This is a genomic window from Acidaminococcus hominis (assembly GCF_022484025.1).
In the GTDB taxonomy this organism is placed as follows: Bacteria; Bacillota; Negativicutes; order Acidaminococcales; family Acidaminococcaceae; genus Acidaminococcus; species Acidaminococcus hominis.
The window spans coordinates 1252100-1267572 of record NZ_JAKVMG010000001.1; the positions used below are offsets into that span (position 1 = coordinate 1252100).

Below are 15473 nucleotides of genomic sequence, written 5' to 3' on the forward strand. Positions count from 1 at the left end.
TTACCTCCGAATCATGGCGCTGCTGATTTCGCTAAGGGAAGCAGCCCCGCACATTTCCATGGTGTCCGCCAGCTCAGCACCCAGTTTGGCAGCCAGCAGCTTGACCCCTTCCTTGCCGCCGCCATAAACGGCAGTCACAAAGGGTCTGGCAATAACCACGGCATCAGCGCCCATGGCCAAAGCCTTGAATACATCTACGCCGGTGCGGATGCCGCCGTCCACCAGGATCTTCAGGCCGGAACCTTTGACAGCTTCCACAATTTCCGGCAGCACTTCTGCCGTTGCAGGACTTTGGTCCAGTACCCGGCCCCCATGGTTGGATACGATGATGGCAGCTGCCCCGGCTTCTTTGGACTTCAGGGCACCCTTAACGCTCATGATGCCCTTGACAATAAAGGGACGGCCAGCCAGGCCGATGATTTCTGCCATTTCGGCCACGGATTTGCTCCCGGCAGGGGGCACAAAGTTTTTCAGGAAAGGCAGTCCGGCCGCATCCACGTCCATAGCCACCGCAAAGGCACCAGCATCTTTTACCAGCGCCATTTTTTCAGCAATCATCTGGGTATTCCAGGGTTTTACCGTGGGCACGCCCAAGCCCCCGCAGGCTTTGATGGCCTGGGTGGCACCCTGCATGACCTGGGGATCCATGCCGTCGCCGGTAAAGGCAGCAATGCCCGCTTCGGCGCAGCCAGGAACCAGCTCCGCATTGTAGGTTACGTCATTGTACTTATCGCTGTAGTGCATGGCCACAGCACCCACCGGGCCAGCAAAAATCGGGTATTTAAAAGTACGGCCAAACAGTTCGATGGAGGTATCCACCGGCCGCTTTTCACACAGGGTGTCCATCACAACCCGGACTTCCTGCCATTTGTTGTAGTTGCGGATGGCCGTATCCCCTACACCTTTGGCGCCAGGGCCAGGAATGGTATTGCGGCAGGCAACGCCATTGCACACCGGGCAGCCTTTGCACTTGCCTAAAACCTTTTTCGCTTCTTCCATTACCTCTTTATAATCCATAGGTAACACTCCCCCCTGTTGTTCAGGAATTTACATTTTTCCCCTATTATACCACAAGGGACCCAGGAGAAGAACTTGCGTAAACGAGAAAAATGCCTTATACTAGTTGTGTAATCTTTATGGGTGTTCGGTCAACTCGAGAGGCGCGGCCCCAACAAAACTGCATAATCCCTTTCTACGGATGGCACGGGGGTAGAAAGGCTGTAGAGGACCTGGCATTGAAAAATGTTGGGTCCTCTTTTTTCAGGGATTTTCCCCTCCCGTGCCGGGAAGACAAAATTTTGCTGAGGTGATGATGTATGTCTAGCACAAGTACCGTATTCCAGGAATTATTTGCCGGCGTCATGGGTATGTCGGACCCCACGGTCTGGATTATGTTTGCCGTCGGTTTCCTGCTGATCTACCTGGGAGTCAAGAAGGGCTACGAGCCCGTTCTCCTGTTCCCTATGGGACTAGGCTGTATCCTGGCCAACATTCCCGGCCATTTTGCCGTAATGCCCACGGGCGGCGGGGAGCCGGGCTTTCTCACCGTCCTGTACCAGGCCGGCATTGCCAACGAACTGTTCCCGGTGCTGATTTTTATCGGCATTGGCGCCATGTGCGACTTTGCCCCCCTGCTCCGTGCCCCCTACATGATGCTGTTTGCAGCCGCCGCCCATTTGGGGATTTTTGCCGCCACCATCTGCGCAGCCCTGGTGGGTTTCCCCTTTAACGAAGCAGCTTCCATCGGCATCATAGGTGCAGCCGACGGCCCCACCACCATCTTCGTGGCCCAGAAATTTGCCACGGAAATGCTGGCACCTCTTACGGTAACTGCCTTCTGTTACATGTCCCTGGTGCCCATTATCCAGCCGCCCATTGTGAAACTGCTGACCAGCAAGGAAGAACGGCGGATCAAGATGCACTATAAGGAAGAAAAGCCCGTTTCCCAAACGGCCCTGTTCCTGTTTCCCCTGATGGTCACCCTGGTAGCCGGTATCCTGGCGCCCATTTCCGTTCCCCTGATTGGAGCCCTGATGTTCGGCAATCTGCTGAAGGTATCCGGAGTTTGTGACTCCCTGGCCAAAACGGCCCAAAACGAGCTCACCAACCTGGTAACCCTGCTGCTGGGCATTACCGTAGGCGCCACCATGACCGCGGAAAATATCCTGACCATCCAGGTCCTGAAGATTCTCTGCCTGGGTGCCGTAGCCTTCGTATTTGATACGGTGGGCGGTCTGCTGTTTGCCAAATTGGCCAACCTGTTTCTGACCAAAAAAATCAACCCCATGATTGGGGCCTGTGGCATTTCCGCCTTCCCCATTTCCGGCCGGGTAATTGCCAAAATGGCCCTGAAGGAAGACCCCAGCAACTTCATTATCCAGCAGGCCATCGGCGTCAACGTAGCGGGCCAGGTGGCTTCTGTGGTAGCAGGCGGCCTTGTTATGGCGCTGATTCCGGTTCTCATGTAAAGGAGGCTTTATGATGACAAATAGTGTACAAGCTGCTTTGGAACTTCTGGTAATCGCCTATCCCCTGGTCTTTGTGGTTATGGCCCTGTTTGCCGCCATTACCTACGGCCTGGTAAAATTGTTCCCGGTGAGCCCCGATGCGGTGCCTGCCGGCAGCAAAAGAAAACGCTAATCCATTATCCCCTTGTTTCTCCTGCGCTCCTTCTTTTATAATAGAAGGAGCGCTTTTTTATTACCCTGTTTCACCGAAGAAAGGAGATTGCCATGCCTTACGTTGCTTTGAAAGTATATCCCAAAGATCCGGAAACCGAAAAGAAACTGGCGGATAAAATCTACCAGGATATTCTGGACATCTGGGGCTGCCCTCCCCAGGCCATCCATATTTCCCTGGAGGAAGTAGCTCCGGAGGACTGGAACGAAAAAGTCCGGGAACCCGAAATTGACACCAAGCTGGATAAGATGCTGGTGCTGGACGGCGTGAAGAAATACTAAGCCGCCCGAAAATCACATTGCCAAAAAGGAGAAGACCCCATGATTCCTGAAATTGAAACCCGCCGCAGCATCCGAAAATACCAGGCTAAACCCGTACCCCGGGAGCTGCTGTTAGACGTACTCAAGGCAGCCCAGCTGGCTCCTTCTGGGAAAAATCGCCAGCCCTGGCACTTTGTGGTGTTGGAGGACTCTGCCAAGGAACAGGCCTGCTCCCTATTGGAACAGGGAATCCGCCGGGAACGCCAGAACCACGACTTTCTGCCTGGTTCCGCCTTTGGTCTGCCAGATGCCCGGATGACCCTGATGACCATGCGCCAGGCTCCGGTGGTCATCCTGGTGTACAACACCAATGCCCCGGCTGAGCTGACGGATCTAATTGGCGCTGACGCCCGCTTTAAGGAGCAGTGCGACCTGCTGTCCATTGGCGCCGCCCTGGAAAACCTGATTCTGGAAGCCACCCGGCTGGGCCTGGGCTCCCTGTGGATAGGCAACACCTGCTTTGCCTATCCGGAGCTTACCGCCCTAGGCCGGCCGGATGCCATGCTGGTAGGCGCCGTTGCCCTGGGCTATCCGGACCAGGCTCCCAAAGCCCGGCCCCGGAAAAAGCTGGAAGAGCTGGTTACCTTCCGGTCCACTCTCTAGTTTTACCCCGTAAAAAAGCCGGGAACCTGTAAATACAGGTTCTCGGCGCTTTCTTTTATTTAACGGTCAGCTTCGCTGCTTTTTGCCGCAGGCACTTCCGCGTCAAAGGCTTCCTTGTTGAAGGTGCCCAGCAGCCGGTCCACTACAATGGCGTTGGTCATGGAGCCGCTGACATTCAGCATGGTCCGGCCCATATCCACAATGGGATCAACGGCCAGCACCGGGGAGATCATTCCAAAGTAGGCCCCCAGCCCCGTTCCGGACAGGGATACGGAAGCGGACATGGTAGCGGTACCAGGAATCCCGGCAATCCCCAGGGAGCCCAGGGCCACTACGATGACGCTCATCACATACATGGTCATATCCAGTTGGATGCCTGCCACGTTGGAAATGTACACAATGCACAGGGCCGGGAAAATACCGGCGCAGCCCTGCATGCCGGCAGTGGTGCCAAAGCTGGCCACCGTGTTGGCCGTTGCATCGTTAACCCCCAATTTTTCCGTCAGGGCATTGATGGTAGCCGGCAGCGCCCCCACACTGGAGCGGGAAGTAAAGGCCAGCAGCAGTACGGATTTGGCTTTCTTGAAATAGGTCACAGGGTTCAGGCCAAAAGCCATCAGCAGCAGGGACTGTACCACCAGCATAATGGCCACGCCCACGTAAATCAGGACAATAAAAAGGCCCATATCCCGAATGGCTGCAAACCCGCGCTGGGCCAGCGTAGATGCCAGGAGGGCCAGCACGCCGTAGGGCATCAGACCGATAATGAAGTCCGCAGCCCAGGAAATAATCAGGTGCAGTTCATCAAACAACTTGGTCACCAATTCCAGTTGGTTTGTGCCCGTAGTCTTGATCAGCCGGGCAATCCCGCCGATAACTACGGCAAATACCACCACAGCAATTACGTTGGTGGTAGCCATGGCATTCACCGGGTTGTTGGGAATCAGGGCCCGGAGGGTATCCACCACCGGCTTTACCTCACGCATTTTGGAAGCCCCTTCGGCGGCGCTCATGCCCTGGCCCAGATGGGTGACAGAACCCAGGGTCAGGCCCACAATGGCTGCAATGGAAACCATGGTGAGCGCTACCCCCAAGGTAGAAGTTACCAGTTTCTTCAAATTGGCGCCCTGGGACATATGAAGAATCACATGAATAATGGAAATAAACACCAGGGGAATAACCAACATACGAATCAGGTCAATAAAGCCGCCGCCCACCAAAGAGAACCACTTGGTGCTTTCTTTTACGTAGGCCACCTTCATAGGATCGGTGGGGAATCCGGCAATCACCTGGACCACCAGTCCCAGCACTGCCCCCAAAAGGGTACCGGCAATGACCAGGGTGCCAAAGTCCGTATTTTTCCGCTGCAAATAGTACACCACGCCCAAAAGGGCCACAAACAGGACCAGAATGCCCACGGTAGTCGGGCTGCTGATCATCAAAAACTGCTCAAAAAATGGAATGTTCATGATACGTCTCCTTTTGCTCCTCTAAGCTTTCGTAATTTACTTTCCAGCCGTTTCACCGGCTGCCGTGCTGCCATGTTTTGTCCGTGGTCATCTCCCTTGCTGCACCCGTTTGGGCCGAGGCTCAGCGGGCTAAGGGTCCTTCCTGCGTTCCCCAGCAGGCCCTTCGCTCTCGCAGCTTGTTATTTTACAAATTTCTTTATTGCTTTCTGTTATTCTAACAGCTTTTGCAGCAAAGCACCACCCTGCTTTGGAGGCAGCCTTTGCCGCTGAGTTAATTATAGGAATGGCACAGCACCCGGTGAAGGAATTTCTGGGTCCGTTCTTCTTTGGGATGCTCAAAAATATCCTGGGAACTGCCTTCTTCTACAATCACGCCCCCATCCATGAAGATAACATGGGTGGCTACGTCCTTGGCAAACTTCATTTCGTGGGTTACCACAATCATGGTGGTTCCCTCGTCTGCCAGGTCCTTCATGACCTTGAGAACTTCCCCGACCAGCTCCGGATCCAGGGCCGAGGTAGGTTCATCAAAAAGGATAACGTCGGGTTTCACCGCAATGGCCCGGGCAATGCCCACCCGCTGCTGCTGACCCCCGGACAGCTGGGAAGGATAGTAGTCCAGCCGGTCGCCCATCCCCACCTTTTGAAGGGCCTGGACGGCGATTTCTTCCGCTTCCTTTTTGTCCATGCCCCGGCCGGTGGTGAGCCCCAGGGTCACATTTTCCAGTACCGTCTTGTTGGCAAACAAGTTGTAGCCCTGAAACACAAAGGCTGTCTTTTTCCGCACAGCGGCAATTTCCTTTTGGGAAGCCCGGTTCAGGTCCAGATGCATACCGGCAAAATCCATTTCTCCCGCATCCGCCCGTTCCAGGAAGTTCAGGCAGCGCAGAAAGGTCGTCTTGCCGGAGCCGCTGGGCCCCAAAATCACCACCACATCTCCCTTATTGATATCCATATGAACGTTTTTCAGCACGTCCAAATCGCCAAAGCTTTTGCGTACATCTCGAATCGATAACAGCATCTTGATTCCACCCCTCTTAAGCGGCCCGGAAAGAACCCATCCGGTTTTCCGCCAATTTATAGGCCAGCTGCACTACAGTGCAGACAATCAGGTAAACAACAAAAACATCCAGGTACGCTTCAATATAATTGTACCCATAGGAAGCGGCAATCTTGCCCACCGCCAGCACATCTTTTACGGTCATGAGAAAGGCCAGGGACGTGCCCTTGATCAGATTCACGGTAATGTTGCACACCGCCGGCAAGGCCACCACCGCAGCCTGGGGAATGATAATTTTCCGGTAGGTTTGGAAAGGGCTAAGGCCAATGCTCACTCCGGCTTCCAGCTGTCCCCGGGGAATGCTCAGCAGCGCCGACCGGAACACTTCGCTGAGCAGTGCCGTGGTGTTTAAGGCAAAAATAATCACGGCGTACCAGAAGGGGTCAATGCTTTCAAATACATTAAAGTCCAGGCCCAAACTTTTCACCACTACGTTCAAAAAACTGGGCAAAAGGCTGTAGAACAACAATATCTGCAGTACAATAGGCGTTCCCCGGACAAAGGAAACGTAGGCTTTGGTCAGGCTGCTGCCCAGCACATTCCCCCGAATCCGCAAAAGCGCCATGTAGAAGGCAAAGGGAATGGCGATTAGTAGGGACAGGGCGGTGAGCCCCAGGGTCGTGCCGATACCGCTCCAGATTTTGAGAAAAGTGTCTGCCATAAAGGCTGTATCCAGTTCCATGGTGCTCCTCCTTTAATGCAGTGCCTGCCGCTGCAATTTTTTGATCAGACCCAGGGACGGTCCGTTCAGCACCGGTACCCGTACCTTGGCCGTTTGTCTTGTTCTCACCTGGCCTTTGCTCAAATGAGCCTCCAGAACGTTAAAGCCTTGGCCCACCAGCGTGGTCAGGCCCCAGTACACCAGCATGGCCGCCAGATAGATTTCCACCCCGTAGGCCCCGAAGTTCTGGGCAATAATCAGATTGGCTTTCCCCAGCATATCAATCAGACCGATGGTATAGGCCAGCGCCCCTTCCTTCATCAGATTGATCAGGGAATTGCCAAAGTTGGGCAGGGCTACCACCGCCGCCTGGGGCAGCATTACCTGGCGAAAAGCCTGGAAGGGCGTCAGCCCAATGCTGACAGCAGCTTCATACTGCCCTTTGGGGACGGCCTGATAGGCTGCCCGGAACACTTCCGAAATGTAGGCCCCAAACAGCAGGGTAAAGGTAATGATGGCGTAGACCGCCCGGTTCACCTCGTGCAGGTTCAGGTCCGTAAAAGCTTCTGCCAACTTGGGCAGCCCATAGAAAACAATGAACAAGAGAACAATGGAAGGGGTGCAGCGCATGATATAGGTGTACCCATGGGCCAGCCCTTTAAGCAGCCGGTGGTTACCCAGCTTGGCCTTGGCCAGCACCATTCCAAAAACAGATCCGAAGAACACACTGGCAAAAGCCACCAGCAGAGTTACGGATAAATAGGACAGCAGCTCCGGCAGGGTGGACAGGATCACCGAAGGGTCAAAAATTCTCGTTTGCACTGCGCATTCCTCCTTTATGAATTGACTTCCCTCTAGTGGAAGTTCTCACTTTCCAAGTTAGGCATGGGCTTTGCCCTGCAAAGCCCATGCGGGATTAAGCTTGCTTATTTGCCCAGGTACTGGGACAGGCTTTCGCCAAAATACTGTTTTTCCAGCTTATCAATAGTGCCGTCGTCTTTCAGTTCCTTCACGGCCTTGTCATACTCATCTGCCAGTTTCTGTTCTTTCTTGTTGAACAGCGGATAGGTGGGAATGCCTTTGTAGCGCAGGTAGGTCAGGGAATCTGCAAACTTATGGTACGGGGCATCCGCCTTTTCGATGTTGTTCTTGTAGCTCAGCTCTACTTCCAGGTAAGCATCATACCGGCCTTCCAGCACCCAGCTGTAGGCATCTGCAATCTGGAATGCTTCGGAGGGTTTTAACTGAATCTGCTTGTCAGGATGTTCCTTGTTGTACTGCTCGATAACGGAGTACCGGGCATCCTGGGGAGCGATGGGGACCAGCTTGCCACTGAACTTGGCAAAGGAATCCATGTCCTTGATTTCGTTGGCGTTTTCTTTCCGGATAACCAGACCAATGACGCTGGCGCCAATGTTGTTTTTCGGGAAGACGTATTTCTTTTCCCGGGCTGCGGTTTTCCAGATGCCCTTGGTACCTACCTGGTACTTGCCGGATTCGACCCCGATCAGCAGATCATCATCGGAGGTACCGGTAAATTTCCATTCGTACTGGGGCAGCTTCTTGGCCACTTCCTTCATCACGGCCACTTCAAAGCCATCGGGCTCGCCCTTGTCGTTGACAAAGTCATAGGGTACATAGTAGTTGGTGAAGGCCACATTCACCACTTTCTTTTTGTCGCTGCCGCCTGCAGCCGCCTTATCGTCACTTTTGCCGCAGCCTGCCAGGCCTGCTGCCAGAACGCCCGTCAGAGCTGCCGTCAAAACGATTTTGCTGAGTTTTTTCAGATTCATCTTCTATACTCCCCTTTTTAGCTGGTTATTTGGCTGCTTCCCGCACCCAAGCGAAATGTTCCCAATTGGTATCCCGGGGCACGGTGCAGTCGGCACCCAGGATGATGCCGGTTCTGCCGGCCTTTTCCAGAATCCGTTTGGTTTCTGCCTGAATTTCTTCCTTGGTGCCGATGTACAGCACTTCGTTATCCAGGTTGCCAAAGCCGCCCAGGGCAGCCCGGCCGCCGAAAATCTTCCGGCCTTCTTCCAAGGGCACCCCTTCCACTACCGCGGCCCAGTTGATGGTTTTCACCTCGTAGTCCTTATACCAGGTCAAATCGTTCCGGTGTCCGGACCAGCCGCAGATGTGCAGGATGTTGTAGTCGCTGACGCTGTTGGCGGCTGCCAGGATGGCTTTTTCACCAGGTGCCAGCACCTGTTGGTAAATCGCTTCGTTAATGCCTTCGCCCAACAGGTTCTGCAGGCTCAGGTAGATGCCGGTAACGCCGCCTTCGGTAATCAGCCGTTTGGCCAGTTTGGCAATATCCCCGGAGATTACGTCCAGGCCCTGCTTCACCGCTGCCGGATCCTCCAGCACCAGCTTGGACAGCCAGGCGTCGGCGGCAAAAATGTCCTTGCGCATGAATTTCAGGGTCGTGCCGGCGCAGAACAGATTGTAGAACAACGGAATGTCCTTGCCGTAGCGTTCGCTGAGTTTCTTGGCGTACCCGATTTGGACCGTAAACCAAGGATCATCGTCCTTCAAAGGCACAATGTGCTTGAAATCTTCCACCGTTTCCAGACCGAAGGCCGTAGGGTTTTCGTAAGGGAAGAACCCATCGGTCATAATCTTCACGAAATCCGGCTGCACCGTATCGATGTAACGGGTTTCTCCCGCATACAGCTGTTCAAACAGTTCCGGATGCTGGAAGGAATCGGAGTGGATTTCGTCCTGAAGGAAATGGAACCAGAAACCAGAAGGAACCCGGTCCACCGGTTTGTTGTCCATTGCTGCAAACACCAATTCTTTTTTGCTTTGAGTCATTTTAAAATCCTCCCCGAAGTGAAATAATCTCTAGTAAAATACTAGGTTTTACAGGTAGTACGGTAGCGCAAAATCGCAGATTTTCCCGGAAAAAGGGTACAAAAAAACACCGTCTCTATACAGAGACGGTGGTCCGTGGTTCCACTCTGCTTACAGCAAACTTCGCTGCAACTCTAACCCGCTAACGTGGGGACATCCGTGCAAGGCTACTATCTAATTCGCCCGCCCGCTCACGGAGGCATTCCAACATACTTGGCTTGCGGCAGGAACTCTCAGCCGGTGATTCCCGCTCTCTGTATGGGCCTTATATGTGTACTTATTCCGATCTTCGCGTTTTCCGTATTTACAATGTTTAGCAATATAGTACGCTAGGAATATCAACTTGTCAAGCGTTTATTTCAAAAAAAGTCATTTGGCCGCTAAATTTTTTCCTAGCATTTTGTTGGAATTTATTTTTTGCTTATTCCCCGTAGGAATAACCAGGATTCAGCGTCACAGCCCGACCCCCGGAAATTTCCACTGCGGTACCCGTCATGTAGCTGGCTTTGCTGCTGGCGGCAAACACAATGGGAGCCGCAATTTCTTCCGGCTTGGCAGCCCGGCGCAGCAGGCACTGCTTCACCTGCTTTTCCAGTTCTCCCGGGGAAATGGTAGCTTCCACCAAGGGCGTCAGGGTAAATCCCGGCAGTATGGAGACCACGCGGATTCCCCGGCTGGCCACTTCTCCGGCAAAGGTATTGGTATAATTGACCACCGCTGCCTTCATGGCCCCGTACAGGGTAGCCCGGCCGCTGGTGGCACAGCGGGCCGCCAGGGAAGCCACGTTCACAATAACGCCCCCCTGTTTTTCCAGATACGGCACCGCGGTTTGGCAGCCCATAACCATGGACTTGAAATTCACCTCATAATGCCGGTCAATCTCCTCAACCGTGTACCATTCCTCCTCCCGGGCAAAGGAGGCTCCTACATTGTTCACCCATACGTCTATATGTCCAAAATGCTGCTTTACCGCTTTGGCAAAGGCATAGACCTGCGCTTCAATGGTCACATCTGCCGGGATGCCAAAGGCCCAGGGCCCCAGCTGGGCCAGTGCCTTGTCCAGGGTTTCCTGCCGGCGCCCGCAAATGGCTACCTGGCAGCCTTCCGCCAGGAACTGCTTGGCCGTGGCCAGGCCGATGCCCGCCGTACCCCCGGTAATGACCGCTACTTTATCTGTCAGTCCTAGATCCATAAGATCATCTCCTTGGCTATAGTCTATCAGAAAGCTAACAGACTGGCAAAGGTGTTTCTGCCGGCTTCGGGTCATAAAAAAGCGGAACTGAACTCAGCCAGTCCCGCTCTTTCTATGCAGTTTATTTCTGGGCTTGTTCCTCGTATTCCGGGAACAGGATGGAATTTTCCTTGAAAATGTGGATGAAAATATCATCGAACAGGGCTTCAAGAGTCTTATAGGTCCGTTCGAAAGTGATGCAGGCATCTGCCGGCAGCGTAAAGTTTTCCGTCAGCTTTTGGATTTCCTTGATCAGGTCCCCGGCTGCGCTATGTTCCTCTTCCAGTTTTTTCACATAGGCCAGGGTCTGGGCGTCCGGCTGGGGCTGCTGCCGCAGCAGCGGGAACACCAGCCGTTCTTCTTTGGCAAAATGTTCTTCCAGCTCCGCCTTCAAAGCGCAGTACAGGTGATGCAGCTGGGTCAGCAGCTCTCCGTGATGGGGATAATGGACGATGAGAATTTTGTTTAACAGCTCCTCTGCCTGGCCCATCATTTCCCGTTCCGTTACGTGGTGGGTCTGTTCCAGGCTGTCCAGCATTTCCGGAATGGACAGTTCCTTAAAGGCGTCCAGGGAAGCCGCAGCTCCCGTTTCCTTGGCCGGCACCTTTTGGGCTGCTGCGTTGAGTTTTGCCAAAAGGTCCTCCAAATTCACGTCCTTTCCCGCTACGCCCTGTTCCAGGGTATGATCCCCGCCGCAGCAGTAGTCCAGATGCAGTTCGTTGAAAAGCCCGATGGTTTGTGGATATTGCCGTACCACTTCCGCAAAAGTGTTGTTTTTCGTAATCATAAGAATGCCTCCCCTGCAGCGGCTTCGTTCCCGCTGCCTTGTTAGCTGTATCATACCCCATTTTTCTTGCCCGGTCCGTTGGAATTACAACATTTCAGCAGAAATCTTTCCTAGCAAAAAAAGGCTGTGAAAAAATGAGCTTTCATTTTTCCACAGCCCCTTCTTTAGCGTTCATTTGTTACAACTATATCCGAACATTTAAACTTCCTCTGAGGCCCTCCGGGCCCCACCTCCTTCACGCTTGGTGTGCTCCCCGTCAAGTAGACAGTTCCTAATAATATAAACCTCTACGCCGCCATTTGGTAGCTATTATGTTTTTGCATAGGGGTCAAACGGCCCAAATTCCGCTGCAAACGGCCACTGTTGTAATACTCCATGTAGTTATTAATCATCGTTACCAAAGCTTTACGGCTGTCGAAGTCACGAGTATAGTACCGTTCTCTTTTCAGCATGCCCCAGAAGCCTTCCATCGGGCCATTATCAATGCATTTTCCTATCCGTGACATACTCTGCGTCATACCAGCATCTAGAATCATCTTGCGGAAATCCCTGCAGGTGTATTGGAATCCCCGGTCAGAGTGAAACAGGGGATGCGCGCCAGGGTTTTTCAACAATGCCTTATTGAAGGTATTGAATACCAAATTTTTATCGTTCCGGTTGCTTATCACATAGAAAACAATTCGTCTGTCATACAGGTCAATAATCGCGCTCAGATATACCTTATGCACAACTACCCCCTCATAGTAGTGAAATTCTGAGACGTCAGTACACCATTTCTGGTTAGGGGCATCGGCTTTAAATTCCCTATTCAAGATATTTTCTGCAATGTATGCAGGATCTATTGCACGCTGGGTGCAGCCCTTAGGGGCATATTTAATCGTAGACTTTATATTTATCACTCGACAAAGATGAAGAACGCGACCGTCACCAATTGCTATTGGTTTCGTGTCAGGATAGATCTTCTTATTTGGGGCTCGTAAGTCATCAGCTATTCGTCTGTACCCTTTAGCTGGGTCAGCCTTGTATATCTCTTCTATTCTTTTAGCAATTTCCTTGTCGTCAATTTCGCGTGCTGAAGGCTCTCTATGAAGCCATTTGTAGTAGCCGGCCCGGGACACTTTTCCCAATTTGCACAGGCCAAGAATAGGGTAATTCTTTTCAGCGTGCAGTTCTTTAATGGCTTCATAAATGGCTCCATATCTTATTTGTGTGAATCCCGCCTCCTTTCCACAATATCGAGTTTTTTTAGGAAATCAATCTCCATATCCTTGGCTTTGAGTTTTGCATTAGCCAGTTTGAGTTCAGCTTTCATACACTCATATTCTGTAGGGGCTTCTTCAGGGACTTCTACTGGCTTCCTGTGTCCGCGCCCATCTATGAGTCCTTCGGTATTGTACTTATTATATTTTAAGACGTAATTTCTGACTTGCTGGTAGGAAACCTTAAACTTTTCAGCGGTTTCATGGTAAGCATTCCCGTTTTCAATGCAGTATTTTACGATTTCAACGCGCTCGTCAAAGGTCGTTTGTCTAGCTTTAGTCATGATCTTGGCACCTCCAGTACCCGAACTTTTTAGTTCCTCATGACTATTATACTTCTTTAACCAGTCTCTGATTTGACGAGAACTTTTTAATCCGTATTTTTGTACCAGCTGGGACATAGTCGTTTCGCCCTTAAGATATTCCTCTACGCATTGGATCTTAAGATCAGCAGAATAACTTTTAACCTGTCTTTTGTTAAATACCTCAGGACCATTTCCTATATATTCATCTACCCAATACTGTACTGCTTTCCAGTGAACCCCTAACCTTTTTGCAGAAACCATTGGTGATTCTTCATGAGCAAGAACAGCTTTGACAGCCTTTAATTTATCCTCTGCACTGACTTTCGATATAGACATTTTACATACTCTCCTTTCAACGAATCCAGGAGGTTTAACTATATGCCAGTCTACTTTATTCATAGCATACCAGCTTGACGGAGGCATACTAGCCCACTGCTAGTCAACTAATGTCTGAACTATAGTGCTAGTATTGATAAACACTGGAAACCTTACGGGTACGAATGGCTCCTTCAAGCGTGAAGGAGCTGTCAGCCAGCATGGCTGACTGAGGAAGTTTAACTTTTTCACAGCCCCTTCCAATTTTCTATAGGGCTATTCCGCCCAAATTTCGCTTATAACCATTTTTGAGAGCACAGCTACACCTGCGTCTATGCCAAACAGTATTTCCCGTCCACAAGCGAATTTTATGCATTCAGAGCAGCTGTACTTCTGTACGCCTATTTCTTATCCTGCAATAGGCCCAGCAGATATTCCTTAAAGGCCGGACCCAAATCCTCCCGGCGCAGGGCAAATTCCACCGTAGCCTTCAGATACCCCAGTTTGTCCCCGGTATCGTACCGCTGACCCTGGAAATTGTAGGCATAGACAGCCTCGTTATGGGCCATGACCCGCAGGGCATCCGTCAGTTGGATTTCTCCTCCCTTCCCGGGCTGGGTCTGCTCCAGAATCTCAAACACATCCGGGGTAATCACGTAGCGGCCCAGGGCAGCAAAGCGGCTGGGTGCCTCCTCCACACTGGGTTTTTCCACCATATCCCGCACCTTCAGCAGGTTGGGGTCATCGGTGGCCAGCCCGTCAATGATGCCGTAGGAAGATACCTGTTCCGGCTGCACCGTCTGGCAGCCGATCACCGTACCTCCGGTCTTGTCGTACTGATCCATTAGCTGGCGCAGGGCCGGCTCCTTGTCCCCGGTATAGACAATATCATCTCCCAGGATAACCCCAAAGGGTTCGCCGTCAATAAAATCCTTGGCGCACAAAATGGCGTCCCCCAAGCCCCGCATATACTTTTGCCGCACGTAGTGGATCTTGATGTCGGAAATCTTCCGGATTTCCTTCAGCAGGTTCACCTTGCCGCTTTCGTACAAATGCTGCTCCAGTTCCGGGGAAGAATCGAAATGGTCTTCAATGGCCCGCTTGGCATGGCCGGAAATAATCAAGATCTGGTCAATGCCGCTGCTGCGGATTTCTTCCACAATGTACTGGATGGTGGGTTTATCCACAATGGGAAGCATTTCTTTGGGCATGGCCTTGGTTTCCGGTAAAAACCGGGTCCCGAAGCCTGCTGCCGGAATCACTGCCTTACGAATTTTCTGCATGCTGCTGCTCCTCTCCAAACTTTAGGCTGTCTGCTGCTTTACTCTTTCGCTGCCTTCTTGTTGAATTCCTGCATCAGGTCGCTGATTTCCGCCCCGGCCAGCCACTTTTCCACGGCGTCAGCAGCTGCTTTCACCGCTTCCTGGATTTTGGCCTTGTCTTCCCCCTGGAAAGGGTGAAGAACATGGGATATCACCGCCTGCTCCTGGTGCACCGGGTGGCCGATGCCCACCTTGATTCTGGGATAGGCCTGACTGCCGATGGCCCGTTCAATGGACTTCAGTCCATTGTGGCCCCCGGAAGACCCTTTCCGGCGAATCCGCAGGGTGCCCACCGGCAGGTCCATATCGTCCTGGACCACCAAAATGTCTTCCGGCGCAATATGGTAGAAATTAGCAAAATCCGCAACCGCAGCCCCGCTGCTGTTCATGTAGGTGGTGGGCTTGATGAGAAAGCATTTTTCCGGCATTCGCCGTTCCAGGTAAAAGGCGTTGTCCGCCTTCCGCCAGCCGCTTTGTTCCTTCCACCGGTCCGCCAGCACATCCGCGGTCATAAATCCGATGTTGTGCCGGGTCCCCTCATATTCCTTGCCGATATTGCCTAAGGCAACCACTAACTTCATATTTTCTAACTCCTCAATCATACTT

General features: G+C 52.3%; 17 protein-coding genes. 4 read left to right on the forward strand and 13 right to left on the reverse strand.

Annotation, left to right across the window (positions count from 1 at the left end; all coding sequences use genetic code 11):
- Nucleotides 1–1017: an alpha-hydroxy-acid oxidizing protein gene (locus LKE88_RS05540; RefSeq protein WP_276802998.1), complete on the reverse strand. Its 1017-nt coding sequence runs from the start codon at nt 1015–1017 to the stop codon at nt 1–3.
- A gap of 299 nt (nt 1018–1316) precedes the next feature.
- Here LKE88_RS05540 and LKE88_RS05545 point away from each other — a divergent pair, with 299 nt between their 5' ends.
- The 4 genes from LKE88_RS05545 (at nt 1317) to LKE88_RS05560 (ending at nt 3602) form a co-directional block, all read left to right on the forward strand.
- Nucleotides 1317–2468 (forward strand): sodium ion-translocating decarboxylase subunit beta, encoded by a 1152-nt coding sequence (locus LKE88_RS05545; protein ID WP_105327097.1) that lies wholly within the window; start codon nt 1317–1319, stop codon nt 2466–2468.
- Nucleotides 2469–2481: 13 nt separating this feature from the next.
- A complete protein-coding gene (locus LKE88_RS05550) occupies nt 2482–2640 on the forward strand; it encodes a hypothetical protein (RefSeq protein WP_199614784.1) in 159 nt (52 codons plus the stop codon).
- Nucleotides 2641–2732: 92 nt separating this feature from the next.
- Complete coding sequence (locus LKE88_RS05555) at nt 2733–2960, forward strand: tautomerase family protein (protein WP_105327096.1); 228 nt, start codon at nt 2733–2735, stop codon at nt 2958–2960.
- Between the two features lie 39 nt (nt 2961–2999).
- A complete protein-coding gene (locus LKE88_RS05560) occupies nt 3000–3602 on the forward strand; it encodes a nitroreductase family protein (RefSeq protein WP_105327095.1) in 603 nt (200 codons plus the stop codon).
- A gap of 59 nt (nt 3603–3661) precedes the next feature.
- Here the strand turns inward: LKE88_RS05560 and LKE88_RS05565 are convergent, their stop codons facing one another.
- From LKE88_RS05565 to pth, 12 genes are all read right to left on the reverse strand, one after another.
- Nucleotides 3662–5071 carry a cation:dicarboxylate symporter family transporter gene (locus LKE88_RS05565; RefSeq protein WP_105327094.1) on the reverse strand — a complete coding sequence of 470 codons (1410 nt, stop codon included), beginning with the start codon at nt 5069–5071 and terminating at the stop codon, nt 3662–3664.
- Nucleotides 5072–5342: 271 nt separating this feature from the next.
- Nucleotides 5343–6092, reverse strand: coding sequence for an amino acid ABC transporter ATP-binding protein (locus LKE88_RS05570; protein ID WP_105327093.1), 750 nt, complete (start codon nt 6090–6092; stop codon nt 5343–5345).
- 16 nt (nt 6093–6108) lie between these two features.
- Nucleotides 6109–6813 (reverse strand): amino acid ABC transporter permease, encoded by a 705-nt coding sequence (locus LKE88_RS05575; protein WP_105327092.1) that lies wholly within the window; start codon nt 6811–6813, stop codon nt 6109–6111.
- A gap of 12 nt (nt 6814–6825) precedes the next feature.
- Entirely contained in the window at nt 6826–7614 is a 789-nt protein-coding gene (locus LKE88_RS05580) for an amino acid ABC transporter permease (RefSeq protein ID WP_105327091.1), read from the reverse strand.
- Between the two features lie 104 nt (nt 7615–7718).
- Nucleotides 7719–8585 carry a transporter substrate-binding domain-containing protein gene (locus LKE88_RS05585; protein WP_105327090.1) on the reverse strand — a complete coding sequence of 289 codons (867 nt, stop codon included), beginning with the start codon at nt 8583–8585 and terminating at the stop codon, nt 7719–7721.
- 25 nt (nt 8586–8610) lie between these two features.
- Nucleotides 8611–9609, reverse strand: coding sequence for a uroporphyrinogen decarboxylase family protein (locus LKE88_RS05590; protein ID WP_105327089.1), 999 nt, complete (start codon nt 9607–9609; stop codon nt 8611–8613).
- Between the two features lie 460 nt (nt 9610–10069).
- Entirely contained in the window at nt 10070–10840 is a 771-nt protein-coding gene (locus tag LKE88_RS05595) for an SDR family NAD(P)-dependent oxidoreductase (RefSeq protein WP_105327088.1), read from the reverse strand.
- A gap of 121 nt (nt 10841–10961) precedes the next feature.
- Entirely contained in the window at nt 10962–11666 is a 705-nt protein-coding gene (locus LKE88_RS05600) for a DUF542 domain-containing protein (RefSeq protein ID WP_105327087.1), read from the reverse strand.
- A 287-nt stretch (nt 11667–11953) separates the two neighbouring features.
- Entirely contained in the window at nt 11954–12871 is a 918-nt protein-coding gene (locus LKE88_RS05605) for an IS3 family transposase (protein WP_338076938.1), read from the reverse strand.
- Entirely contained in the window at nt 12868–13629 is a 762-nt protein-coding gene (locus tag LKE88_RS05610; protein WP_105325742.1) for a helix-turn-helix domain-containing protein, read from the reverse strand. Before LKE88_RS05610 ends, LKE88_RS05605 begins: the two co-directional genes overlap by 4 nt.
- 317 nt (nt 13630–13946) lie before the next feature.
- A complete protein-coding gene (gene galU / locus LKE88_RS05615) occupies nt 13947–14828 on the reverse strand; it encodes a UTP--glucose-1-phosphate uridylyltransferase GalU (protein WP_105325963.1) in 882 nt (293 codons plus the stop codon).
- A 38-nt stretch (nt 14829–14866) separates the two neighbouring features.
- Complete coding sequence (gene pth, locus LKE88_RS05620; RefSeq protein ID WP_105325964.1) at nt 14867–15448, reverse strand: aminoacyl-tRNA hydrolase; 582 nt, start codon at nt 15446–15448, stop codon at nt 14867–14869.
- Between the last annotated feature and the right edge of the window lie 25 nt (nt 15449–15473).

What these genes read in the sequence shown, in the direction of transcription:
- LKE88_RS05540 (WP_276802998.1), bottom strand. Translation starts at nt 1,017, where the DNA reads ATGGATTATAAAGAGGTAATGGAAGAAGCGAAAAAGGTTTTAGGCAAG.
- LKE88_RS05545 (WP_105327097.1), top strand. Translation starts at nt 1,317, where the DNA reads ATGTCTAGCACAAGTACCGTATTCCAGGAATTATTTGCCGGCGTCATG.
- LKE88_RS05550 (WP_199614784.1), top strand. Translation starts at nt 2,482, where the DNA reads ATGACAAATAGTGTACAAGCTGCTTTGGAACTTCTGGTAATCGCCTAT.
- LKE88_RS05555 (WP_105327096.1), top strand. Translation starts at nt 2,733, where the DNA reads ATGCCTTACGTTGCTTTGAAAGTATATCCCAAAGATCCGGAAACCGAA.
- LKE88_RS05560 (WP_105327095.1), top strand. Translation starts at nt 3,000, where the DNA reads ATGATTCCTGAAATTGAAACCCGCCGCAGCATCCGAAAATACCAGGCT.
- LKE88_RS05565 (WP_105327094.1), bottom strand. Translation starts at nt 5,071, where the DNA reads ATGAACATTCCATTTTTTGAGCAGTTTTTGATGATCAGCAGCCCGACT.
- LKE88_RS05570 (WP_105327093.1), bottom strand. Translation starts at nt 6,092, where the DNA reads ATGCTGTTATCGATTCGAGATGTACGCAAAAGCTTTGGCGATTTGGAC.
- LKE88_RS05575 (WP_105327092.1), bottom strand. Translation starts at nt 6,813, where the DNA reads ATGGAACTGGATACAGCCTTTATGGCAGACACTTTTCTCAAAATCTGG.
- LKE88_RS05585 (WP_105327090.1), bottom strand. Translation starts at nt 8,585, where the DNA reads ATGAATCTGAAAAAACTCAGCAAAATCGTTTTGACGGCAGCTCTGACG.
- LKE88_RS05590 (WP_105327089.1), bottom strand. Translation starts at nt 9,609, where the DNA reads ATGACTCAAAGCAAAAAAGAATTGGTGTTTGCAGCAATGGACAACAAA.
- LKE88_RS05595 (WP_105327088.1), bottom strand. Translation starts at nt 10,840, where the DNA reads ATGGATCTAGGACTGACAGATAAAGTAGCGGTCATTACCGGGGGTACG.
- LKE88_RS05600 (WP_105327087.1), bottom strand. Translation starts at nt 11,666, where the DNA reads ATGATTACGAAAAACAACACTTTTGCGGAAGTGGTACGGCAATATCCA.
- LKE88_RS05610 (WP_105325742.1), bottom strand. Translation starts at nt 13,629, where the DNA reads ATGAATAAAGTAGACTGGCATATAGTTAAACCTCCTGGATTCGTTGAA.
- galU (WP_105325963.1), bottom strand. Translation starts at nt 14,828, where the DNA reads ATGCAGAAAATTCGTAAGGCAGTGATTCCGGCAGCAGGCTTCGGGACC.
- pth (WP_105325964.1), bottom strand. Translation starts at nt 15,448, where the DNA reads ATGAAGTTAGTGGTTGCCTTAGGCAATATCGGCAAGGAATATGAGGGG.